At 71.4% G+C, this 15,649-nt stretch carries 15 protein-coding genes and 1 riboswitch; of the genes, 4 read left to right on the top strand and 11 right to left on the bottom strand.

Going from position 1 to position 15,649, the window contains the following annotated elements:
* Positions 1-143 precede the first annotated feature (143 nt).
* The 5 genes from ACH4E8_RS28980 to clpS form a co-directional block, all read right to left on the bottom strand.
* A complete protein-coding gene (locus ACH4E8_RS28980; protein ID WP_398453672.1) occupies positions 144-1,145 on the bottom strand; it encodes an ABC transporter substrate-binding protein in 1,002 nt (333 codons plus the stop codon).
* 34 nt (positions 1,146-1,179) lie between these two features.
* A riboswitch (cobalamin riboswitch) is annotated at positions 1,180-1,329 on the bottom strand.
* An 86-nt stretch (positions 1,330-1,415) separates the two neighbouring features.
* Positions 1,416-1,838 carry a Mov34/MPN/PAD-1 family protein gene (locus ACH4E8_RS28975; RefSeq protein WP_398453669.1) on the bottom strand — a complete coding sequence of 141 codons (423 nt, stop codon included), beginning with the start codon at positions 1,836-1,838 and terminating at the stop codon, positions 1,416-1,418.
* A gap of 90 nt (positions 1,839-1,928) precedes the next feature.
* Positions 1,929-3,386, bottom strand: coding sequence for an amino acid permease (locus ACH4E8_RS28970; RefSeq protein WP_398453668.1), 1,458 nt, complete (start codon positions 3,384-3,386; stop codon positions 1,929-1,931).
* Positions 3,387-3,823: 437 nt separating this feature from the next.
* Entirely contained in the window at positions 3,824-4,462 is a 639-nt protein-coding gene (locus ACH4E8_RS28965; protein WP_398453667.1) for a DUF2017 domain-containing protein, read from the bottom strand.
* Entirely contained in the window at positions 4,462-4,776 is a 315-nt protein-coding gene (gene clpS / locus ACH4E8_RS28960; RefSeq protein WP_361534833.1) for an ATP-dependent Clp protease adapter ClpS, read from the bottom strand. Before clpS ends, ACH4E8_RS28965 begins: the two co-directional genes overlap by 1 nt.
* A gap of 179 nt (positions 4,777-4,955) precedes the next feature.
* Here clpS and ACH4E8_RS28955 point away from each other — a divergent pair, with 179 nt between their 5' ends.
* Both ACH4E8_RS28955 and ACH4E8_RS28950 read left to right on the top strand, forming a co-directional pair.
* Positions 4,956-6,284 (top strand): nicotinate phosphoribosyltransferase, encoded by a 1,329-nt coding sequence (locus tag ACH4E8_RS28955; protein WP_398453664.1) that lies wholly within the window; start codon positions 4,956-4,958, stop codon positions 6,282-6,284.
* A 203-nt stretch (positions 6,285-6,487) separates the two neighbouring features.
* Entirely contained in the window at positions 6,488-7,069 is a 582-nt protein-coding gene (locus tag ACH4E8_RS28950) for an isochorismatase family protein (RefSeq protein ID WP_398453662.1), read from the top strand.
* 434 nt (positions 7,070-7,503) lie between these two features.
* On the opposite strand, the gene ACH4E8_RS28945 is transcribed toward ACH4E8_RS28950, so the two are convergent.
* Entirely contained in the window at positions 7,504-7,806 is a 303-nt protein-coding gene (locus tag ACH4E8_RS28945) for a hypothetical protein (protein ID WP_398453659.1), read from the bottom strand.
* Between the two features lie 123 nt (positions 7,807-7,929).
* Positions 7,930-10,389 (bottom strand): immune inhibitor A domain-containing protein, encoded by a 2,460-nt coding sequence (locus ACH4E8_RS28940; RefSeq protein ID WP_398453657.1) that lies wholly within the window; start codon positions 10,387-10,389, stop codon positions 7,930-7,932.
* Between the two features lie 387 nt (positions 10,390-10,776).
* Between ACH4E8_RS28940 and ACH4E8_RS28935 the strand changes: the two genes are divergently transcribed.
* On the top strand, positions 10,777-11,055 hold the full coding sequence (locus ACH4E8_RS28935) for a hypothetical protein (RefSeq protein ID WP_398453655.1): 279 nt from the start codon (positions 10,777-10,779) through the stop codon (positions 11,053-11,055).
* On the opposite strand, the gene ACH4E8_RS28930 is transcribed toward ACH4E8_RS28935, so the two are convergent.
* A complete protein-coding gene (locus ACH4E8_RS28930) occupies positions 11,052-11,855 on the bottom strand; it encodes an RDD family protein (RefSeq protein WP_398453652.1) in 804 nt (267 codons plus the stop codon). The genes ACH4E8_RS28935 and ACH4E8_RS28930 overlap by 4 nt on opposite strands.
* Positions 11,856-11,946: 91 nt before the next feature.
* A complete protein-coding gene (locus ACH4E8_RS28925; protein WP_398453650.1) occupies positions 11,947-13,341 on the bottom strand; it encodes an RDD family protein in 1,395 nt (464 codons plus the stop codon).
* A gap of 250 nt (positions 13,342-13,591) precedes the next feature.
* Here ACH4E8_RS28925 and ACH4E8_RS28920 point away from each other — a divergent pair, with 250 nt between their 5' ends.
* Positions 13,592-14,077, top strand: coding sequence for an SsgA family sporulation/cell division regulator (locus ACH4E8_RS28920; protein WP_398453648.1), 486 nt, complete (start codon positions 13,592-13,594; stop codon positions 14,075-14,077).
* A 52-nt stretch (positions 14,078-14,129) separates the two neighbouring features.
* Here the strand turns inward: ACH4E8_RS28920 and ACH4E8_RS28915 are convergent, their stop codons facing one another.
* Together ACH4E8_RS28915 and ACH4E8_RS28910 are read right to left on the bottom strand one after the other, a co-directional pair.
* Positions 14,130-14,525: a VOC family protein gene (locus ACH4E8_RS28915; RefSeq protein ID WP_398453645.1), complete on the bottom strand. Its 396-nt coding sequence runs from the start codon at positions 14,523-14,525 to the stop codon at positions 14,130-14,132.
* A gap of 134 nt (positions 14,526-14,659) precedes the next feature.
* Positions 14,660-15,643 (bottom strand): AraC family transcriptional regulator, encoded by a 984-nt coding sequence (locus ACH4E8_RS28910; RefSeq protein ID WP_398453643.1) that lies wholly within the window; start codon positions 15,641-15,643, stop codon positions 14,660-14,662.
* Positions 15,644-15,649: the final 6 nt, after the last annotated feature.

The raw sequence follows: 15,649 nt of genomic DNA, 5'->3' as shown, positions 1-15,649 counted from the left end.
GGCGCCGAAGCGGAGCCGGGAGGTGGTGCCGGCCGGCTTCCCCTCGCCGGCGGCGGTCCCGGAAGCGGTGGCGGGCGGGGAGGCGGTGGCGGGCGGGCCCGCCGAGGGGCCCGCGGTCACGTCCTTCACGACCTTCGGCCCCGTCACCGGGCGAGCTGCGGGGCCAGCTTGGCGATGGCGTCCGGTGCGCGCACGCCGACGACCGCGTCGGACAGCGGCAGGACGGCGAACCTCTTGTTCTTGACGGCCGGTACGTCCTTCAGCGCCGGGTCCTTCAGCAGGCGCTGCTTCTTCTGCTCCAGCGTCGTCGCTCCGTAGTCGTAGATCACGATGACCTCCGGCTTGCGGGCCACGACCTGCTCCCAACTGGCGTCGCCGAAGCTCTTGTCGATGTCGGAGAAGACGTTGTGCCCGCCGGCGCGGCTGATGAGTTCGTTGCCGATGCCCTTGCCGCCGACGGTGAACGCGGTCTTGTCGCCGCTGTCGTAGACGAAGACGGGGACGGGGGCGGCCTTGGTCTTCGCCCGCTCGGCCTCGGTCTTGGCGACCGTGGCGCGGGCCTCGGCTATCCACTTCTGCGCGCGGTCGCCGACGCCGAAGGTGCGGGCGACCTCGTCGACCTCGCGGTACACGTCGTCCATGGTGGTGCGCTGCTTGGTGCAGTACTCCAGGTTCAGCCGGGTCTCGATGCCCGCCTTCTTCAGGTCCTCGCGGGTGCGGCCGTCCTTGGCGTCGAAGGCGCTGCCGTAACCGCCGTACACGAAGTCCGGGTTGACGGAGAGCAGCTTCTCCTTGGAGGGGTACGTCTTGGCGACGACGGGGACCGACTCGTACGCCTCGCGGTACTCCGGCAGCACCTGGTCGTCGAGGTAGGCGGTGCCGACGAGGGACTTCTCCAGGCCCAGCTCCAGCATGATCTCGGTGACGTGCTGGTTCATGGTGACGGCCCGCTTGGGGGGCGCGTCGTAGGTGGTCTTCACGCCGCAGTTGTCGACGGTGTACGGGAAGCCGGCGGCGGGCGCGCCCGCGGCCTTGGTGTCGGGGCTCGGGTCGGACGAGCAGGCCGTGGCCGTGAGGGCGAGCGGAAGCAGGGCGGTGGCGGCGACGAGCGCGCGACGGCTGGTCGACCGGGGCTGCCGGGACATGCGTGGGTCCTCCTCCGGGGATTTCCACGTCCCCTGGGTGTGGGAGAAGGGCGGCGAGTCAGTTCCTGGCTGATGGAACGTGTCACTGCACGCAACGGTGCGGTGGAACGTTTCACTCACAGTGGCGGGACCGCACCGGATTCGCACCGGCTTCCTGGGGCCCACCGCCCGTGTTCTGTTGTGGAGTCCTGCCGAGTGCCGAACTCGGTCAGGGTTCTGTCGAGTTCTAGAGATACGTCGAGAGGTGCCTCGACGTCTAGGAGCACCGGATCAGTATGAGGGCACGACCCGGACCTCCTCCTCGGTGACCTCCCCGTCCACGATCCGGAACGAGCGGAACTGGAACGGGCCCGCCTCGTCGGTGTCCGCGGTGGAGACGAGGACGTAGTGCGCGCCCGGCTCGCTGGCGTAGCTGATGTCGGTGCGGGAGGGGTACGCCTCGGTCGCGGTGTGCGAGTGGTAGACGATCACGGGCTCCTCGTCCCGGTCGTCCATCTCGCGGTAGAGCTTCAGCAGGTCCGCCGAGTCGAACTCGTAGAAGGTGGGCGAGCGGGCCGCGTTCAGCATGGGGATGAAGCGCTCGGGCCGCCCGCTGCCCTCGGGGCCCGCGACCACGCCGCACGCCTCGTCGGGGTGGTCGGCACGGGCGTGCGCGACGATCCGGTCGTACAGGTCCTGGGTGAGGGTCAGCATGTCGATCAGGATATGCGTCCGTCCGCATGGCGGAAGGGCCGGTCCGCACCCCGTCGGGTACGGACCGGCCCCGGTCCACATCGTGGACGGTCAGCCGTCCTGCTTGGCCCGCTCGCGCTTGACGAAGGCCGCGCCCTGCGGGTTCTTCGCCCGCAGCACCAGGTACGAAACCCCCAGCACCAGCGCCCACACCGGCGCCGCGTACAGGGAGATCCGGGCGTCCTTGTCGATGCCCATCAGCACGATCACCATGCCGATGAAGGCGAGCGCGAACCAGCTCGTCCAGGGCGCACCGGGGGCCTTGAAGGGCGAGGCCGGGACCTCGCCCTTGGCCACCTTGGACCGGTAGATGATGTGGCTGACCAGGATCATCACCCAGGCCCACATGCCGGAGATGGTGGCGAAGGAGACGATCTTGTGGAAGGCGTCGCCGGGCCACTGGTAGTTGATCCAGACGCCGATCAGCATCAGACCGGCGGAGAAGGTCGTCCCGATCAGCGGGGTGCCGCGGCTGGTGAGCTTGGTGAAGACCTTCGGGCCCTGGCTGTTGAGCGCGAGGTCGCGCAGCATCCGGCCGGTGGAGTACATCCCGGAGTTGCAGGACGACAGCGCCGCGGTGAGCACCACGAAGTTGACGATGCCTGCGCCGATCTGGAGGCCCATCTGGTCGAAGGCGGCGACGAACGGCGAGACGCCGGGCTCGAAGGTGGTCCAGGAGACCACCGACAGGATCATGATCAGCGCGCCGACGTAGAAGACGGCGATGCGCCACGGCACGGTGTTGATCGCCTTGGGCAGGTTCTTCTCCGGGTCCTTGGACTCGCCGGCGGTGACGCCGACCAGCTCGACCGCGAGGAAGGCGAACATCACGATCTGGAGGGTCATCAGGGTGCCGCCGATGCCCTTGGGGAAGAAGCCGCCGTCGTCCCACAGCAGGGTGACGGAGGCGGTGTCGCCGGCGTCGGAGAAGCCGAGGGTGAGGATGCCGACGCAGATCAGGATCATGCCGACGATGGCGGTGACCTTGATCATGGAGAACCAGAACTCTATTTCCCCGAACAGCTTCACGGAGATCAGGTTCGCCAGGTAGAGGACGATCGTGAAGGCGAGGGCCGAGACCCACTGCGGGATGTCGAACCAGTACGTCATGTACTCGGCGGCGGCGGTGACCTCGGTCATTCCGGTGACGACCCAGAACAGCCAGTACGTCCAGCCGGTGGCGAAGCCCGCGAAGGGGCCGACGAACTCGCGCGCGTACTCGGAGAAGGACCCCGAGACCGGGCGGTACATCAGCAGTTCGCCGAGCGCCCGCATGATGAAGAAGATGACCACGCCCGCGATGGCGTAGGCGAGGATGAGGCTGGGCCCGGCCTTGGAGATGCCCTTGCCGGCGCCGAGGAAGAGGCCGGTGCCGATGGCACCGCCGATGGCGATCATCTGGATCTGCCGGGCCCCGAGTCCGCGGTGGTAACCCTGGTCCTCGGCGGCGGTCCCCTGCGGCGGTCCGCTCTGCCCGTCGTGCTTGTCGTCGATCTGCACCGACGTCATGTGGTGCGCCCTTTCTCCATGCCGATCCGCGTCGCCCGCCCCCCGGCGTGCGGCTGCGGACCAGTTCCTGATCCCCCCGGATGTGGATGGAGTGCCACCGGCGATCCGCCGGTCCAAGCGCCCCCAGGGGCATGGGTGGCGCCCCTGGCGGTCGTGAAGATCTATCACGGTAGCCACGAAGATCGAACGGGCCGATTGTGGCGCACTGCACAGCGAGAACCGGACAAAACGCGCCCCGGAGCGGCAAAGCGCCCCGGGGCGGTGACGGAAACGTTATTCGGATTTGAGCGTCCGTTGAGCGAACAACCGAACGGACGGGCGGGCGTCTGCGCGGCCTCGCGCACGGGCCGCCCACAGGCCCCTCAAGGGCTGCTCACAGGCCGTTCACGGGCCGCGTTCGCGGACCCTTCGCGGGCCGTGTTCGCGGGCCGCGGGGCTCAGCCCATCAGGGTCTCGACCAGGGTCTCCTGGAGCACCCCGAGCCAGAGGTACGCCATCACCATCGGCTTGCGCGGGTCGGAGTCCGGCAGCCGGTACAGCCCGCCGGTCGGGTCGCCCTCGTCGCCCGCGCCCCCTTGGTCGTCCTCCGTGATCTCCAGCCGGGTGCCGATGGTCAGCCGCAGGTCGTTCAACGTGCCGAGCCAGCACCGGGCGTCGTCCGGGGTCAGCACCAGCACCGCGCCGGCTTCGCCCGCCGCGTCGAGCGAGTCCAGCGCGCGCACCATCGCGAAGGCGTTCTGCCGCTTGCCGGCGCGCAGGTCGTTCTCGGTGAAGCGGCGGAACTCGGCGGACGCGGCCCGCAGTTCCTCCTCCTCCGCAGCGCTCTTGGCTCCGGCCACCGCCGCCGGATCGCGGTAGGCGTCCGGGAACAGCCGGGCGAGCGCCGGATCGGACGGCGCCTCGCTCGGCCCCTCGGCGAACAGCGCCGCCAGCGGGTCCTCGCCCTCGACCGGCTCGTCACCGGGCCCTATCAACTCCATCAACTGGACCGCGAGGGAGCGCAGGATGGAGACCTCGACGTCGTCGAGCGCGATGGTCGCGCCGCCGCCGGGCGCGGGCTCGAAGTGTCCCGGCATCAGCCGCGGTCCTGGGTCAGGGTGGCCCACAGGCCGTAGCCGTGCATCGCCTGGACGTCGCGTTCCATCTCCTCGCGGGTACCGCTGGAGACGACGGCGCGTCCCTTGTGGTGGACGTCGAGCATCAGTTTGCGCGCCTTGTCCTTGGAGTATCCGAAGTACGCCTGGAAGACATAGGTGACGTAGCTCATCAGATTGACCGGGTCGTTGTGGACGAGCGTCACCCACGGCACGTCGGGCTCGGGGACGGCGAAGCTCTGCTCCGCCGACTCGGGGCGTTCGATCTCAGTGGGAGCAACACTCACCTGATCCATGCTGCCACTCACGGCGACGAATCGCACAAACGGGCATCCCATTTCGTCACTCTGACGAAATGTGGGGTAGCATCCTGGCCATGGCCGGATCGGCTCGTGGATTCCCACGAATCGGCGGCAAGTACTGACGCATACCGACAAATGCTTGCGAAGCTGACGAAAGCGTGAGGTCGAGTCCTGTGAACCCCTCTGACCTGGGGCTACCGGTCGATGTGCCCTCCACCGCCCTCTTCACCGACCAGTACGAGTTCACGATGCTGCAAGCGGCCCTGCGGGCCGGCACCGCGCACCGTCGCTCCGTCTTCGAGGTCTTCACCCGCCGGCTGCCCGAGGGACGGCGCTACGGCGTCGTCGCCGGCACCGGTCGGGTGCTGGACGCCGTCGAGAACTTCCGCTTCGACGCGGACGTGCTGGCCTTCCTGCGCGAGCAGCGGATCGTGGACGCGGCGACGCTCGACTGGCTGGCGTCGTACCGCTTCGGCGGTGACGTGTGGGGCTACCCCGAAGGCGAGGTGTACTTCCCCGGCTCCCCGATCCTGCGGGTCGAGGGCACCTTCGCCGAGTGCGTCCTGCTGGAGACGGTGATCCTCTCCATCCTCAACCACGACTCGGCGATCGCGGCGGCGGCCTCCCGGATGTCCACCGCGGCCGGCGGGCGGCGGCTGATCGAGATGGGCGCGCGGCGCACCCACGAACTCGCCGCGGTGGCCGCCTCCCGCGCGGCGTACGTCGGCGGCTTCGACTCCACGTCGGACCTGGCGGCCGGCTTCCGCTACGGCATCCCCACCGTCGGCACCAGCGCCCACGCCTTCACACTGCTGCACGACAGCGAGCGCGACGCCTTCCGGGCGCAGGTCGAATCGCTGGGGCGGGGCACCACCCTGCTGGTGGACACCTACGATGTCGCCGAGGCGGTCCGCACGGCGGTGGAGATCGCCGGCCCCGAGCTGGGCGCGGTGCGCATCGACTCGGGCGACCTGCTGCTGGTCGCGCACCGCGTCCGCCAGCAGCTCGACGAGCTGGGCGCCCGGAACACCCGGATCACGGTCACCTCGGACCTGGACGAGTACGCCATCGCCTCGCTGGCCGCGGCGCCGGTGGACGCGTACGGCGTCGGCACCCAGCTCGTCACCGGCAGCGGGCACCCCACCTGCTCCATGGTCTACAAGCTGGTGGCCCGCGCCCGCTCGACCGAGCCGGACGCCCCGCTGGAGCCGGTGGCGAAGAAGTCGCTCGGCGCGAAGACCTCCGTCGGCGGTCGCAAGTGGGCGGCGCGCCGGCGGGACGCGGAGGGCGTCGCGGAGGCGGAGGTGCTGGGCACCGGCCCGGTGCCGGACCGGCTCGCGGGCGACCAACTGCTGGTGGAGCTGGTCCGCGGCGGCGAGATCGTGGCCCGCGAGCCCCTCGACGTGCCCCGGGACCGCCACCGCGCGGCCCGGGCGGCGCTCCCGCTGTCCGCGACCCAGCTCTCCCGCGGCGAGCCGGTGCTGCCGACGGAGTACGCGTGAGCGCACCCGCGTGAAAGCGGGCGCCGACGACGTGTGGGGCGCGGCGGCGCGGGGACGCTTCCCTCGGGAAGGGCGACCGCGCCCGCGCCGGCCCCGGCTGTGAGCATCCCGTGGACCTGTACGTACGCCCCTCCCGTGCGGCGGCCCGAGTCCCTAGGCTCGGGCGGCACCGCCCCGCCCTCGACCTCCGAAGGACACCCGCCATGCACCGCGCCTTGATCGTCGTCGACGTCCAGAACGACTTCTGCGAGGGCGGCAGCCTCGCGGTGGCGGGGGGTGCGGAGGTCGCGGCGGCGATCACCGAGATGATCGGGGAGGGCACCGGGTACCGCCACGTGGTGGCCACCCGTGACCACCACGTGGACCCCGGCGACCACTTCTCGGACACCCCGGACTACGAGACGTCCTGGCCGGTCCACTGCGTCGCCGGCACGGAGGGCGCGGGCTTCCACCCGAACTTCGCCCCCGCGATCGCCTCGGGCGCGATCGACGCCGTCTTCGACAAGGGCGCGTACGCGGCGGCGTACAGCGGCTTCGAGGGCTCGGACGAGAACGGCAAGGGCCTGGCGGCGTGGCTGCGGGAGCAGGGCGTGACGGAGGTGGACGTGGTGGGGATCGCGACGGACCACTGCGTGCGGGCGACGGCGCTGGATGCTGTGAGGGAAGGTTTCGCCACGAGGGTCCTGCTGGACCTGACCGCGGCGGTCTCCAAGGACCGCACCTCCCGGGTCCTCCCCGAACTCCGCGAAGCCGGCATCACCCTCACCGGCACCCCGGTGGCGTAGCCACGCCCTTCAGCCGGCCTCCCCATCGCTTGAGGACGCGCAAGATTCAGCCCCGCCGGCGATTGAGGCGGCTGAAGCGCCTGCACTCCGCGAGCGAGGACGCGCAAATTTTCAGCCCCGCCGGCGATTGAGGCGCGGGGGTTCGGGGGCTGGCCCCCCACGATGGCGCCGCGCCCTGGGAGCGAGCCGGGTTTCCGGGGCCCGCGGCACCCGAAGGCACCTGCACCTCCGTCGGGGCTCCGCCCCGAACCCCGCGCCTCAATCGCCGGCGAGGCTGAATTGTGCGCACCCTCCCCCGCAGGAGTGCGGACGCTCCAGCGCCTCAATCGCCGGCGGGGCTGAAATTTGCGCACCCTCGCCAGGAATGCGCGACCACTCGTCGGGGGCCAGCCCCCGAACCCCGCGCCTCAATCGCCGGCGGGGCTTGATGTGAGCTACGCGTAGTGGCTGGCGCGGAAGGGGTGCCACAGGCCGCGGGGGGACGCGGTCTGGAGGCGCCAGAGGAGACCGTCGGGGTGGTGGAGCACCGCCGTGATCTCGTCCGGCGTCGGCGGCTCCGCGTTCCCCCTCAGGTACACCGACCGCAGCCCCAGGTTCCGCAGTCGCGTCAGCGCCCGCGCCCGGTTCCCCGCGTGCACCAGGTATCTCGCCGGGCTCCCGTCACCCAGTGGGCTCGGCAGGCTCACGGCGACGACGACGGTGCCGTTCGGCAGCTTGCTGAAACCTCCGCCGGACATGCTGCAACACTCCCCCGTGGATTGGTGTGTCAATAAGGGTCGGTCATCACGCACCTAAACACGATCGGCCGTCGCCCGCTAGGGGGCAACGGCCGATCAAGCTCTGACCTGCTACTTCACCAATTACTTGGTCGACGGACCAACCTTCACGGTGATCGTTTCACCGCTCCGGGGCTCCTTCACGATCGAGATCTTGGTGTTGGTGTCAGTTACCTTCACGCTTCCCGTGGGGTTCTCCGCGTACCAGTAGGTGCCCTTGCGGTCGTCGAAGACGCCGCGCCCCGGCTTCGCCGGGATCTTGGTCGGGACGCCCGCCTTGTGCAGGGTGAAGCCGTCGTAGGGCCGCGTCGTGAAGGTCGCGTCGAACGCCTGGATGCGGTTGCGGATCACGCTACCGTCCGCCCACTTCATCGGCTCGGGATTCGCGTCGATCGGCAGGATCTGACCGGTGCCGGGGTGGACGCCGGTGTTGTTGTCCCGCTGGAAGGTGTCCCAGAGCCAGATCATCAGGCCGTTCTGGTACGGGTAGTGCTCCACCCAGCGGTTCATCGGCGCGTTGAAGCCGAAGTTGTACGGGCCGACCTTCAGGCCCTGGTCGTACGAGACGTACTGCCGGTTCTCGGCGATGTAGTACTGCTCGTAGTCCTTGGTGAAGGACTCCCCGATGCGGCTGAAGCCCTTCGCGGTCCAGCCCGCGTCGCCGTTCTCCGCGCCGTCGGTGACCAGCGCCGCGCCGTCCGCCTTCACGGTGATGGCGTCGGCGGTGAAGCCCTTCTCCGCGGTCGCGCCGTCCGTGCGGTACTGGAAGCGCAGGTCGACCTTCTTGCCGGCGTACGCGTCCAGCGGGTACACGAGCGCCGCGTGCGCGCCCGAGCGGCCGGTCAGCGCGGGCTTGTTGCTGGAGTCGCGGGTGATCGGCTTGCCGCCCGCGGTGCCGTCGATCGGCGTCCAGTTCGCGCCGCCGTCGGTGGAGACCTCGGTGTAGAGGTAGTCGTAGCCCCGCTCGATCTGCCACCACGCGGTGAGCTCCAGCGAGGCCGTGGACTTGCCCGTGAGGTCGACGCTGCGGGTCAAGGTGTTGCGCAGGTCGTCGCCCATGTCGCTCCACCACTGGAGGTTGCCCTCCGCCGGCTTCACGACCGGGGTGGTGCCGGGCTTCTTCGGCAGTTCGACCACCAGTGCCTGGGGCCGCTTGGTGTTGTACGCGGACACCCCGAGGGTGTGCGTCGAGTCCGTCGCCGCCTTGGCCTTGGTGTAGTTGAGCCAGCCCAGTTGCAGCTTGTCCCAGGCGGTCATGTCGCCCGGCAGGTCGCCGATGGCGCCCTGACCGCGACCGAGCCACGAACCGGAGGACATCAGGCTCCAGTAGCCGGTGGAGTTCTCGCCGCGCCCGGAGTAGTCGTACAGGTCGGGCAGTCCCAGGTCGTGGCCGTACTCGTGGGCGAAGACGCCGAGCCCGCCGTTCTCGGGCTGGACGGTGTAGTCGCCGACCCAGATGCCGGTGTTGCCGATCTGGGCGCCGCCGGCCTTGTTGTTCGCCGGACCGGTGCGGCCGTTGTCGGTGCCGTACGCGTACCAGCGGTGCGCCCAGATGGCGTCCGTGCCCTGCGCGCCGCCGCCGGCGGACTCGTCCTCGCCGGCGTGCACGAACTGGAAGTGGTCTATGTAGCCGTCCGGCTCGTTGAAGTCGCCGTCGTTGTCGAAGTCGTAGCGGTCCCAGACGTCGTACTGCTTGAGGTCCGCGGTGATCTGCTCGTCCGTGCGCCCCCGGGCCTGCTGGTCGGCCACCCACGCGTTGACGCCGTCGCGGACCGCGTCCCAGACGTTCTCGCAGTTGTTCTCGCCGCAGTAGTTCGAGCCGTAACGGGCCTCGTTGTACTCGACCTTGACCCAGTCGGAGACCGTGCCCTCCACCGAGTAGCGGCCCGACGACGCCTTCTCGAAGTACGTCTTCACGGACTGCTTCGGCTGCCCCTTGGCGTCCTTGCCGGTGCCGAAGTAGAGGTCCTGGAAGTGCTGGCGGTTGTAGTCCGCCCGCCAGTCCGTGGCGTTGTCCTTGGTGCGGTCCGGCTGCTTGATCGCGTTGTGGGCCGGGCCGGGCGTGCCGCCGTACTTGGTGATCGGCGCCTCGGGGCCCTCCGGGCCGTCCGGGTCGTACGTCGTGGTGCCGTCGACCTTGTCGCCGAACTCCACCAGGATCGTGAAGATCTTGTCGGTCTTCTCCCGGCCCAACTCGACGTACTTCCCCTTGTCGAGCTTGACGACCTTGGACGCGCCGCGCTTCTCCACGGCCTTGTCCCCGGCCATGACCGCTTCGAGGGCGCTGGCGCGCTGCGCCTCCTGCTGCTTGCTGAACGGGCCGTCGAGGTCGTGGTCGACGTGGTCCCGCTGGGGTGCCGGGTCGTGGCGCTCGACGGCGCTCGACGCGGCGGCCGCTCCGGCGGTCGACCGGGGTGCCCGGTCCTCCGCCTGGGCGGTGCTGAAGGCCGACGCCGCCGCGGTGGTCGCGGCCAGCGCGACGAAGACCGCGGACGCCCTGACGGCGCGTCTGCCGCTGCGTCTGCCGGTGCTCTTGGTGGTCACGAGTGGAAAGTCCTCCCCCGCGCCCCGGCGGCCCGGATCCAGTGGGTGTGGTGGGGCGGGTCCGGGTGCGGGGTCGCGTCTCAAGTGACGGCATTCGACCGTAGGTGCGAGAGAAAACCAAGACCTTGACTTGGACACACCAACTGCACTATGTACAAGCCGAGTTCCGATATCCGGACGGGGCTCGGCCGCGACGGGCGCATCGGACCGACCGGGGGACGGGACCCATGAACCCGTGCGCCCCCCTGTGCACCGGCGGCGTGCAGGACGTCACGCTTATCGCCGATTCCCCCAGGGCATCCAGGACCGTAGAGTCACTTGACAGTGCGACCGCGTTGAGCGACACCCCCCGACCTGTTTCCCCATCTGTAGAGGATGGAAACCGTGATGCCGCGTCCGACTGCCGCACAGCTCGCCTCCGGTTCGGCGACCGTCGTCTTCTCGGCGCTCGCCCTCCTGCTCTTCACCCGCACGACGCACGCCCTCGGGGTGGCCGCCATCGGCGTGGCCGCCATGGCCCTCGGGCTGTTGGTGTGCGCCGCACTGCCGATGGGCCGGGCGGTGCGGGGTGCCCGAGCGCGCGGTGCCGCGGCGCAGCGGTCGGCCGCGTCGGCACCGACCGCGCGGGCCCGCGTGGGAGCGGGCGCGGACTCCCGGAGCCGTTAGGTACCGGTTCCGACGTCGCCCGTCCTCGTCACCGGCCCTTCGGGGACGGTCACCACCACGGTCTTGGCCGCCTTGTCGTGGAGCCCCTGTCGATACGGCTTGTCCGCGATGATCGTGATGATGATGACGAGCCACCAGACGCAGAAGCAGCAGACCAGCGCGGGCACCCACAGGACGGCCGCGCGGATCAGCGACGCCCCCGTGTCCGGGGTGCTGCCGTCGCTGAGCATCGCCACGCGCAGCTTCAGCAGCCGCTTGCCGACGGTCTGGCCGCTCTTCTTGACCATCAGGGTGTCGTAGGCGACGTACGCGACCAGTGAGATCAGCGACCAGAGCCACTGGCGGCCGGTGTTGACCTGGTTGGTGACGTCGCCCCAGTCGCTGCCGCTCTCGTTCGTGCCCCACCCCACCAGCAGGGAGATCACGAAGAGCGGTACGAAGATGATCAGCGCGTCGATGACGCGGGCCGCGAAGCGCCGGCCGAAGTCGGCGAGCGGCGGCATGCCGGCGAGGGGGTCGGGGGCCCCGCCGTACGGGCCGCCGCCGTAGGGCCCCTGGTCGTAGGGCGAGCCCGGGGGCGGGGTGCCGCCCTCGCTGCTGCCGTACGGACCGCCCTGACCCGCCCCGCCGTACGGACCGCCGCCCTGGCCCGGGCCGTACGGGGAACCGGGCGGGGGGCCCTGCGGAGGCGGCGGGGGCGGCTGCTGCGGCGGTTCGCCGCCGCCTCCCGGCCCGCTCGGCTCAGGCGGCTGCTTGCGGAACGGGTCGTCTCCGGAGGGCGGCGGCTGGTCGTTGCTCATGTGGGCAGTGCAACCCGCGACCGGGACCCCCGCAAAAGGACGCACGCCGTTCGGGGGACCCCCGGCTGATGCGGACTCAGCCGACCCGGCCTCAGCTCCGGACGAAGGTGTGCGCCGCCTTGTCGTGCCAGCACTGGCGCCAGGGCCGGTCGATGAGGCACCACAGGACGTTCACCACGCCGAGCACGACGAGCCCGAGCCCGCCGTACACGAGCCAACGGCGCAGCGCGGCGCCGAACGGCGGCGGCTCGTGCGACTCGATGTCCACCACGGACAGGCCGAGCAGCTTCTTGCCGAGCGTGTGCCCCCACTTGGCCGTCGGCAGCGCCTCGTACAGCGCCCCGAGGACCAGGAAGGCGAGGAGGACGATGCCGAACTGGACCCCCGTCGTGCCGTCCAGGAGCCAGACGGTGACCGTCTCGCCGGACTGCTTCGCCGCCTCGATCTTGCCGTCGACGTGGTCGACGGCGCTGGTGACGAGGGGGACGGCGATCGCACTGAGGACACCGCCGAGGAGCACGCTGTCGATCAGCCGGGCGGCGATCCGTCGGCCGAGCGGCGCGGGGCGGGCGGCGGCCTGGGCCTGTGCGATGGCCAGGAAGGGGTCGTTCACCGGCGGCTTCCAGGGCACGACGGCCGGTTCGGCGTCGCCGTCCTGCGCGAGCTGGTGCACCTGCTGGGCCCAGGAGGCGGATCCGCCGCCGGGCCCGTCGGTCACCGGCGGCTGGGCCTGCGGTTGGACCGGCGGCTGGGCCTGGGCCTGGGGTTGGGGTTGGGGCTGGACCTGCTCGGGGACGAGGGGCTGCACGGGTGCGGGCGCCGGCGCCTGCGCTTGCGCTGGGGGCTGCGGCTGTACCGGCGGCTGCGGCTGCGGGTTCGACGGCTGTGTGGCCCTGGGTCGTACGGCCCGAATGGTCACGGTGCTGTCCGGCACCGGCCGCTCCGCGGGACGCTCGTCGCCGGCCGGGGCGTCCGACCGCCGGCCGGCAGCGGGGGACCGCACGCCGGGCAGCGCACCGCCCGTGGGGTCCCCGCCCTGCTCCGGAATCCGCGGGTCCGCCCCGGCGCCGCCACCGCCCCAGGCCACCCGGCCGCCCTGCGCGCCCTGGAAGCCGCTCTGCCGCGAGGAGTCCGCCTGCCAGACGCTCGCCGGCTCCGGCCGCGGGGGCTCGTCGACCGGGTCCTCGTCCAAGAACACCGGCCCGGTCTCCTCGACGGCCGACGGACCCGCCGCGGCGTCCCTCGGACCTCCGGCGTGCGGGGCCGACGCGGCAGGCGCAGCCGGCGGAACCGGGGTGGCGGGAGGAGCGAGCGGGACGGGCTGCTCGGGCGCCGCCGCCGTCTGGTCCTCCTTGGGTGCGGGCCGACTCGTACCGGGCACCCAGGACGCACCGTTCCAATACCGGACGTATCCAGGAATGGACGGGTCGGGGTAGTACCCGGGCGCAGGACTGCCGTCGCCGCCGTTCGGGGTTGGGGCGCTCATCACCGTGGTCCCGTATCTCCTCGCGAGCCTCGTTCAACCCACCACATGTACCAGACGCTTGCACACCCCCGCGTCTGTCCTGCGGTAACGACCCCCATCCGGTGTGTCCCGCGCCGCCCGTGCCGCCGGCGGGCGACGGGTGCGCGGAGGCCGGCGAAAAAAATATCTCCGAAGTCGCGTAATGGCCGGCCGACAACCCGCTCTCACGTGTGTGGGCCCGAACCGGGGCCCCGAGAACGAGGGAGAGAACATGCACTCCGTGGTGGAACGCGAACTGGAACTCAGGCTGGTGCTGTCCCCGGAGCGGAGCGTCGCCGTGCCCGCCCGACTGTCCTACCGTTCCGACGACCCGTACGCCGTGCACGTCACGTTCCACATCGGCTCGGAGAGCCCGGTCATGTGGACGTTCGCCCGGGAGTTGCTGGTGGAGGGGGTCTTTCGGCCGTGCGGCCACGGGGACGTGCGGATCTGGCCGACCAAGGCGGACGGGCGGAGCGTGGTGCTGATGGCGCTCAGTTCGCCGGACGGGGACGCGTTGCTCGAAGCGCCGTCGGCGCCGGTGTCGGCGTGGCTGGAGCGCACGCTGCGGGTGGTGCCCCCCGGGGAGGAGTCGGAGAACCTCGGGATTGACGACGGGATCGCCGGGCTGCTGGCGCACCACCCGGCCGACGGCCGCGCGGGGCGCGACCGGCGCGGTACGCCGGCGGACGGCGAGCCGCGGGACGGCGATGCCTGACGGTGACGCGGTGTGCTCGGGCAGCGGCGCGCGCTCGGACGGCGGGGTGCGCTCAGGCGGAGGGGTCCGCTTCGCCCTGGGGCGCGGTCAGGAACTCCAGGTTGTGGCCGTCCGGGTCGTCGGCGTAGAAGCCGCGGCTGCCGTGCATCAGATACGTCCGCCCGGGCTCCTCGTGCACCGGGTCGGCCCAGTAGGGCAGCCCGCGCTCGACGTGCTTGGCGAGGATGCGTTCGAAGAGGTCGTCCGACACCCGGAAGGCGAGGTGCTGGACGGTGATCTCGGCGCCGTCTCCCTCGTAGTAGTCGAGCGTGGTGCCGCCCGCCAGTTCGAGGGCGGCGAACGGACCGAAGGCGGTCGGCTCCGGCGCCTCGATCAGCTCGGCGAGGAAGCGGGCCCCCCGGAAGCGGTCGTTGCTGTAGACGATCGTGTGGTCCAGGTGCGCGGTCACGGCTTCGCCATCTCCTTCTGCTCTCGGCGGTGTCGTTCTCCTGCCACCGTAGGAGCGCCAAGTGCCACGGATCCATCGGGAATTGGGCCTAGTCCCCCGGCCGGTGGCGGGGGCGGACCCGGCTTAGGTCCCGACTACGACGTGCTGTTGCGGGCTGCTCGGTGGGCGGCCCGGTGGGCGGCCGGGGCCACGCCGCGCAGGCGCTTGAACGCGACGCTCAGGGCGAAGGCGTTCGCGTACCCGACCCGACGGGCGACGGCCTCCACGGTGTCGTCCGTCGTCAGCAGCAGGTCGGCGGCGGTGTCGACGCGCCAGGACGCCAGGTACGCCATCGGGGGCTCGCCGACCTCGGCGGTGAAGTGGCGGGCGAGCGCGGCGCGGGAGACGCCGGTGCGGGCGGCGAGGTCCGCGACGGTCCAGCGGCGGGCGGGGTCGTCGTGGAGCAGCCGCAGCGCCGGGCCGACCGTGGGGTGGTCCCAGGCCCGGTACCAGGGCGGCGGCTGCGCCCCGGGGCGGTCGAACCAGGCGCGCAGGGCCGCGAGCAGCATGAGGTCGAGCAGCCGGTCGAGCACGGTGCGGCGGCCGGGGCGGGCCGTTGCGATCTCCTGGGCGAGCAGTTCCAGCAGCGGGTGGCCGCACTGCGCGCCGGGGACGACGAGGACGTCGGGCAGGGCGCGCAGCAGCCGGTCGCTGACGCTGCCGGGGGCCTCGTACACCCCGCTGAGCAGCATCGCGGCGGGCTCGGGCGCATCGTGCGGGTCCGCTGCACCGGCCAGTACGTCGACGCCGGCACCGGGCGGCGGGCAGTAGGCCGCGGCGGTCACCAGGGTCCGCGGTGCGGCGCCCGGTTCGTCGGCGACGGTGTACGGCGCCCGGCCGCGCACCACCGCGACCGCGCCCTCGTCGAGGGCCACCGGATCGCCGCCGTCGGGCACCAGCCAGCCCCGGCCGCGCACCATCGTCAGCAGCGTCAGCGGCGCGCCGCCCGCGAACCGCAGGGACCACGGCCCGTCCACGCAGGCGCACCGGAAGAGCGCGCCGCGCGCCCGCACTCCTTCGAGCAGTTCGGCCAGGACGTCCCTACCGCCCGCGCCCGCCGTTTCCGCACTCGTCGCCATGACCAG

Source organism: Streptomyces sp. NPDC017979 (genome assembly GCF_044328175.1).
GTDB lineage: Bacteria > Actinomycetota > Actinomycetes > Streptomycetales > Streptomycetaceae > Streptomyces.
Note: the sequence above shows the minus strand (reverse complement) of the source record. Positions and strands in the feature narration are given on the sequence as shown.

What these genes read in the sequence shown, in the direction of transcription:
- ACH4E8_RS28980 (WP_398453672.1), bottom strand. Translation starts at nt 1,145, where the DNA reads ATGTCCCGGCAGCCCCGGTCGACCAGCCGTCGCGCGCTCGTCGCCGCC.
- ACH4E8_RS28975 (WP_398453669.1), bottom strand. Translation starts at nt 1,838, where the DNA reads ATGCTGACCCTCACCCAGGACCTGTACGACCGGATCGTCGCGCACGCC.
- ACH4E8_RS28970 (WP_398453668.1), bottom strand. Translation starts at nt 3,386, where the DNA reads ATGACGTCGGTGCAGATCGACGACAAGCACGACGGGCAGAGCGGACCG.
- ACH4E8_RS28965 (WP_398453667.1), bottom strand. Translation starts at nt 4,462, where the DNA reads ATGCCGGGACACTTCGAGCCCGCGCCCGGCGGCGGCGCGACCATCGCG.
- clpS (WP_361534833.1), bottom strand. Translation starts at nt 4,776, where the DNA reads ATGGATCAGGTGAGTGTTGCTCCCACTGAGATCGAACGCCCCGAGTCG.
- ACH4E8_RS28950 (WP_398453662.1), top strand. Translation starts at nt 6,488, where the DNA reads ATGCACCGCGCCTTGATCGTCGTCGACGTCCAGAACGACTTCTGCGAG.
- ACH4E8_RS28945 (WP_398453659.1), bottom strand. Translation starts at nt 7,806, where the DNA reads ATGTCCGGCGGAGGTTTCAGCAAGCTGCCGAACGGCACCGTCGTCGTC.
- ACH4E8_RS28935 (WP_398453655.1), top strand. Translation starts at nt 10,777, where the DNA reads ATGCCGCGTCCGACTGCCGCACAGCTCGCCTCCGGTTCGGCGACCGTC.
- ACH4E8_RS28930 (WP_398453652.1), bottom strand. Translation starts at nt 11,855, where the DNA reads ATGAGCAACGACCAGCCGCCGCCCTCCGGAGACGACCCGTTCCGCAAG.
- ACH4E8_RS28925 (WP_398453650.1), bottom strand. Translation starts at nt 13,341, where the DNA reads ATGAGCGCCCCAACCCCGAACGGCGGCGACGGCAGTCCTGCGCCCGGG.
- ACH4E8_RS28920 (WP_398453648.1), top strand. Translation starts at nt 13,592, where the DNA reads ATGCACTCCGTGGTGGAACGCGAACTGGAACTCAGGCTGGTGCTGTCC.
- ACH4E8_RS28910 (WP_398453643.1), bottom strand. Translation starts at nt 15,643, where the DNA reads ATGGCGACGAGTGCGGAAACGGCGGGCGCGGGCGGTAGGGACGTCCTG.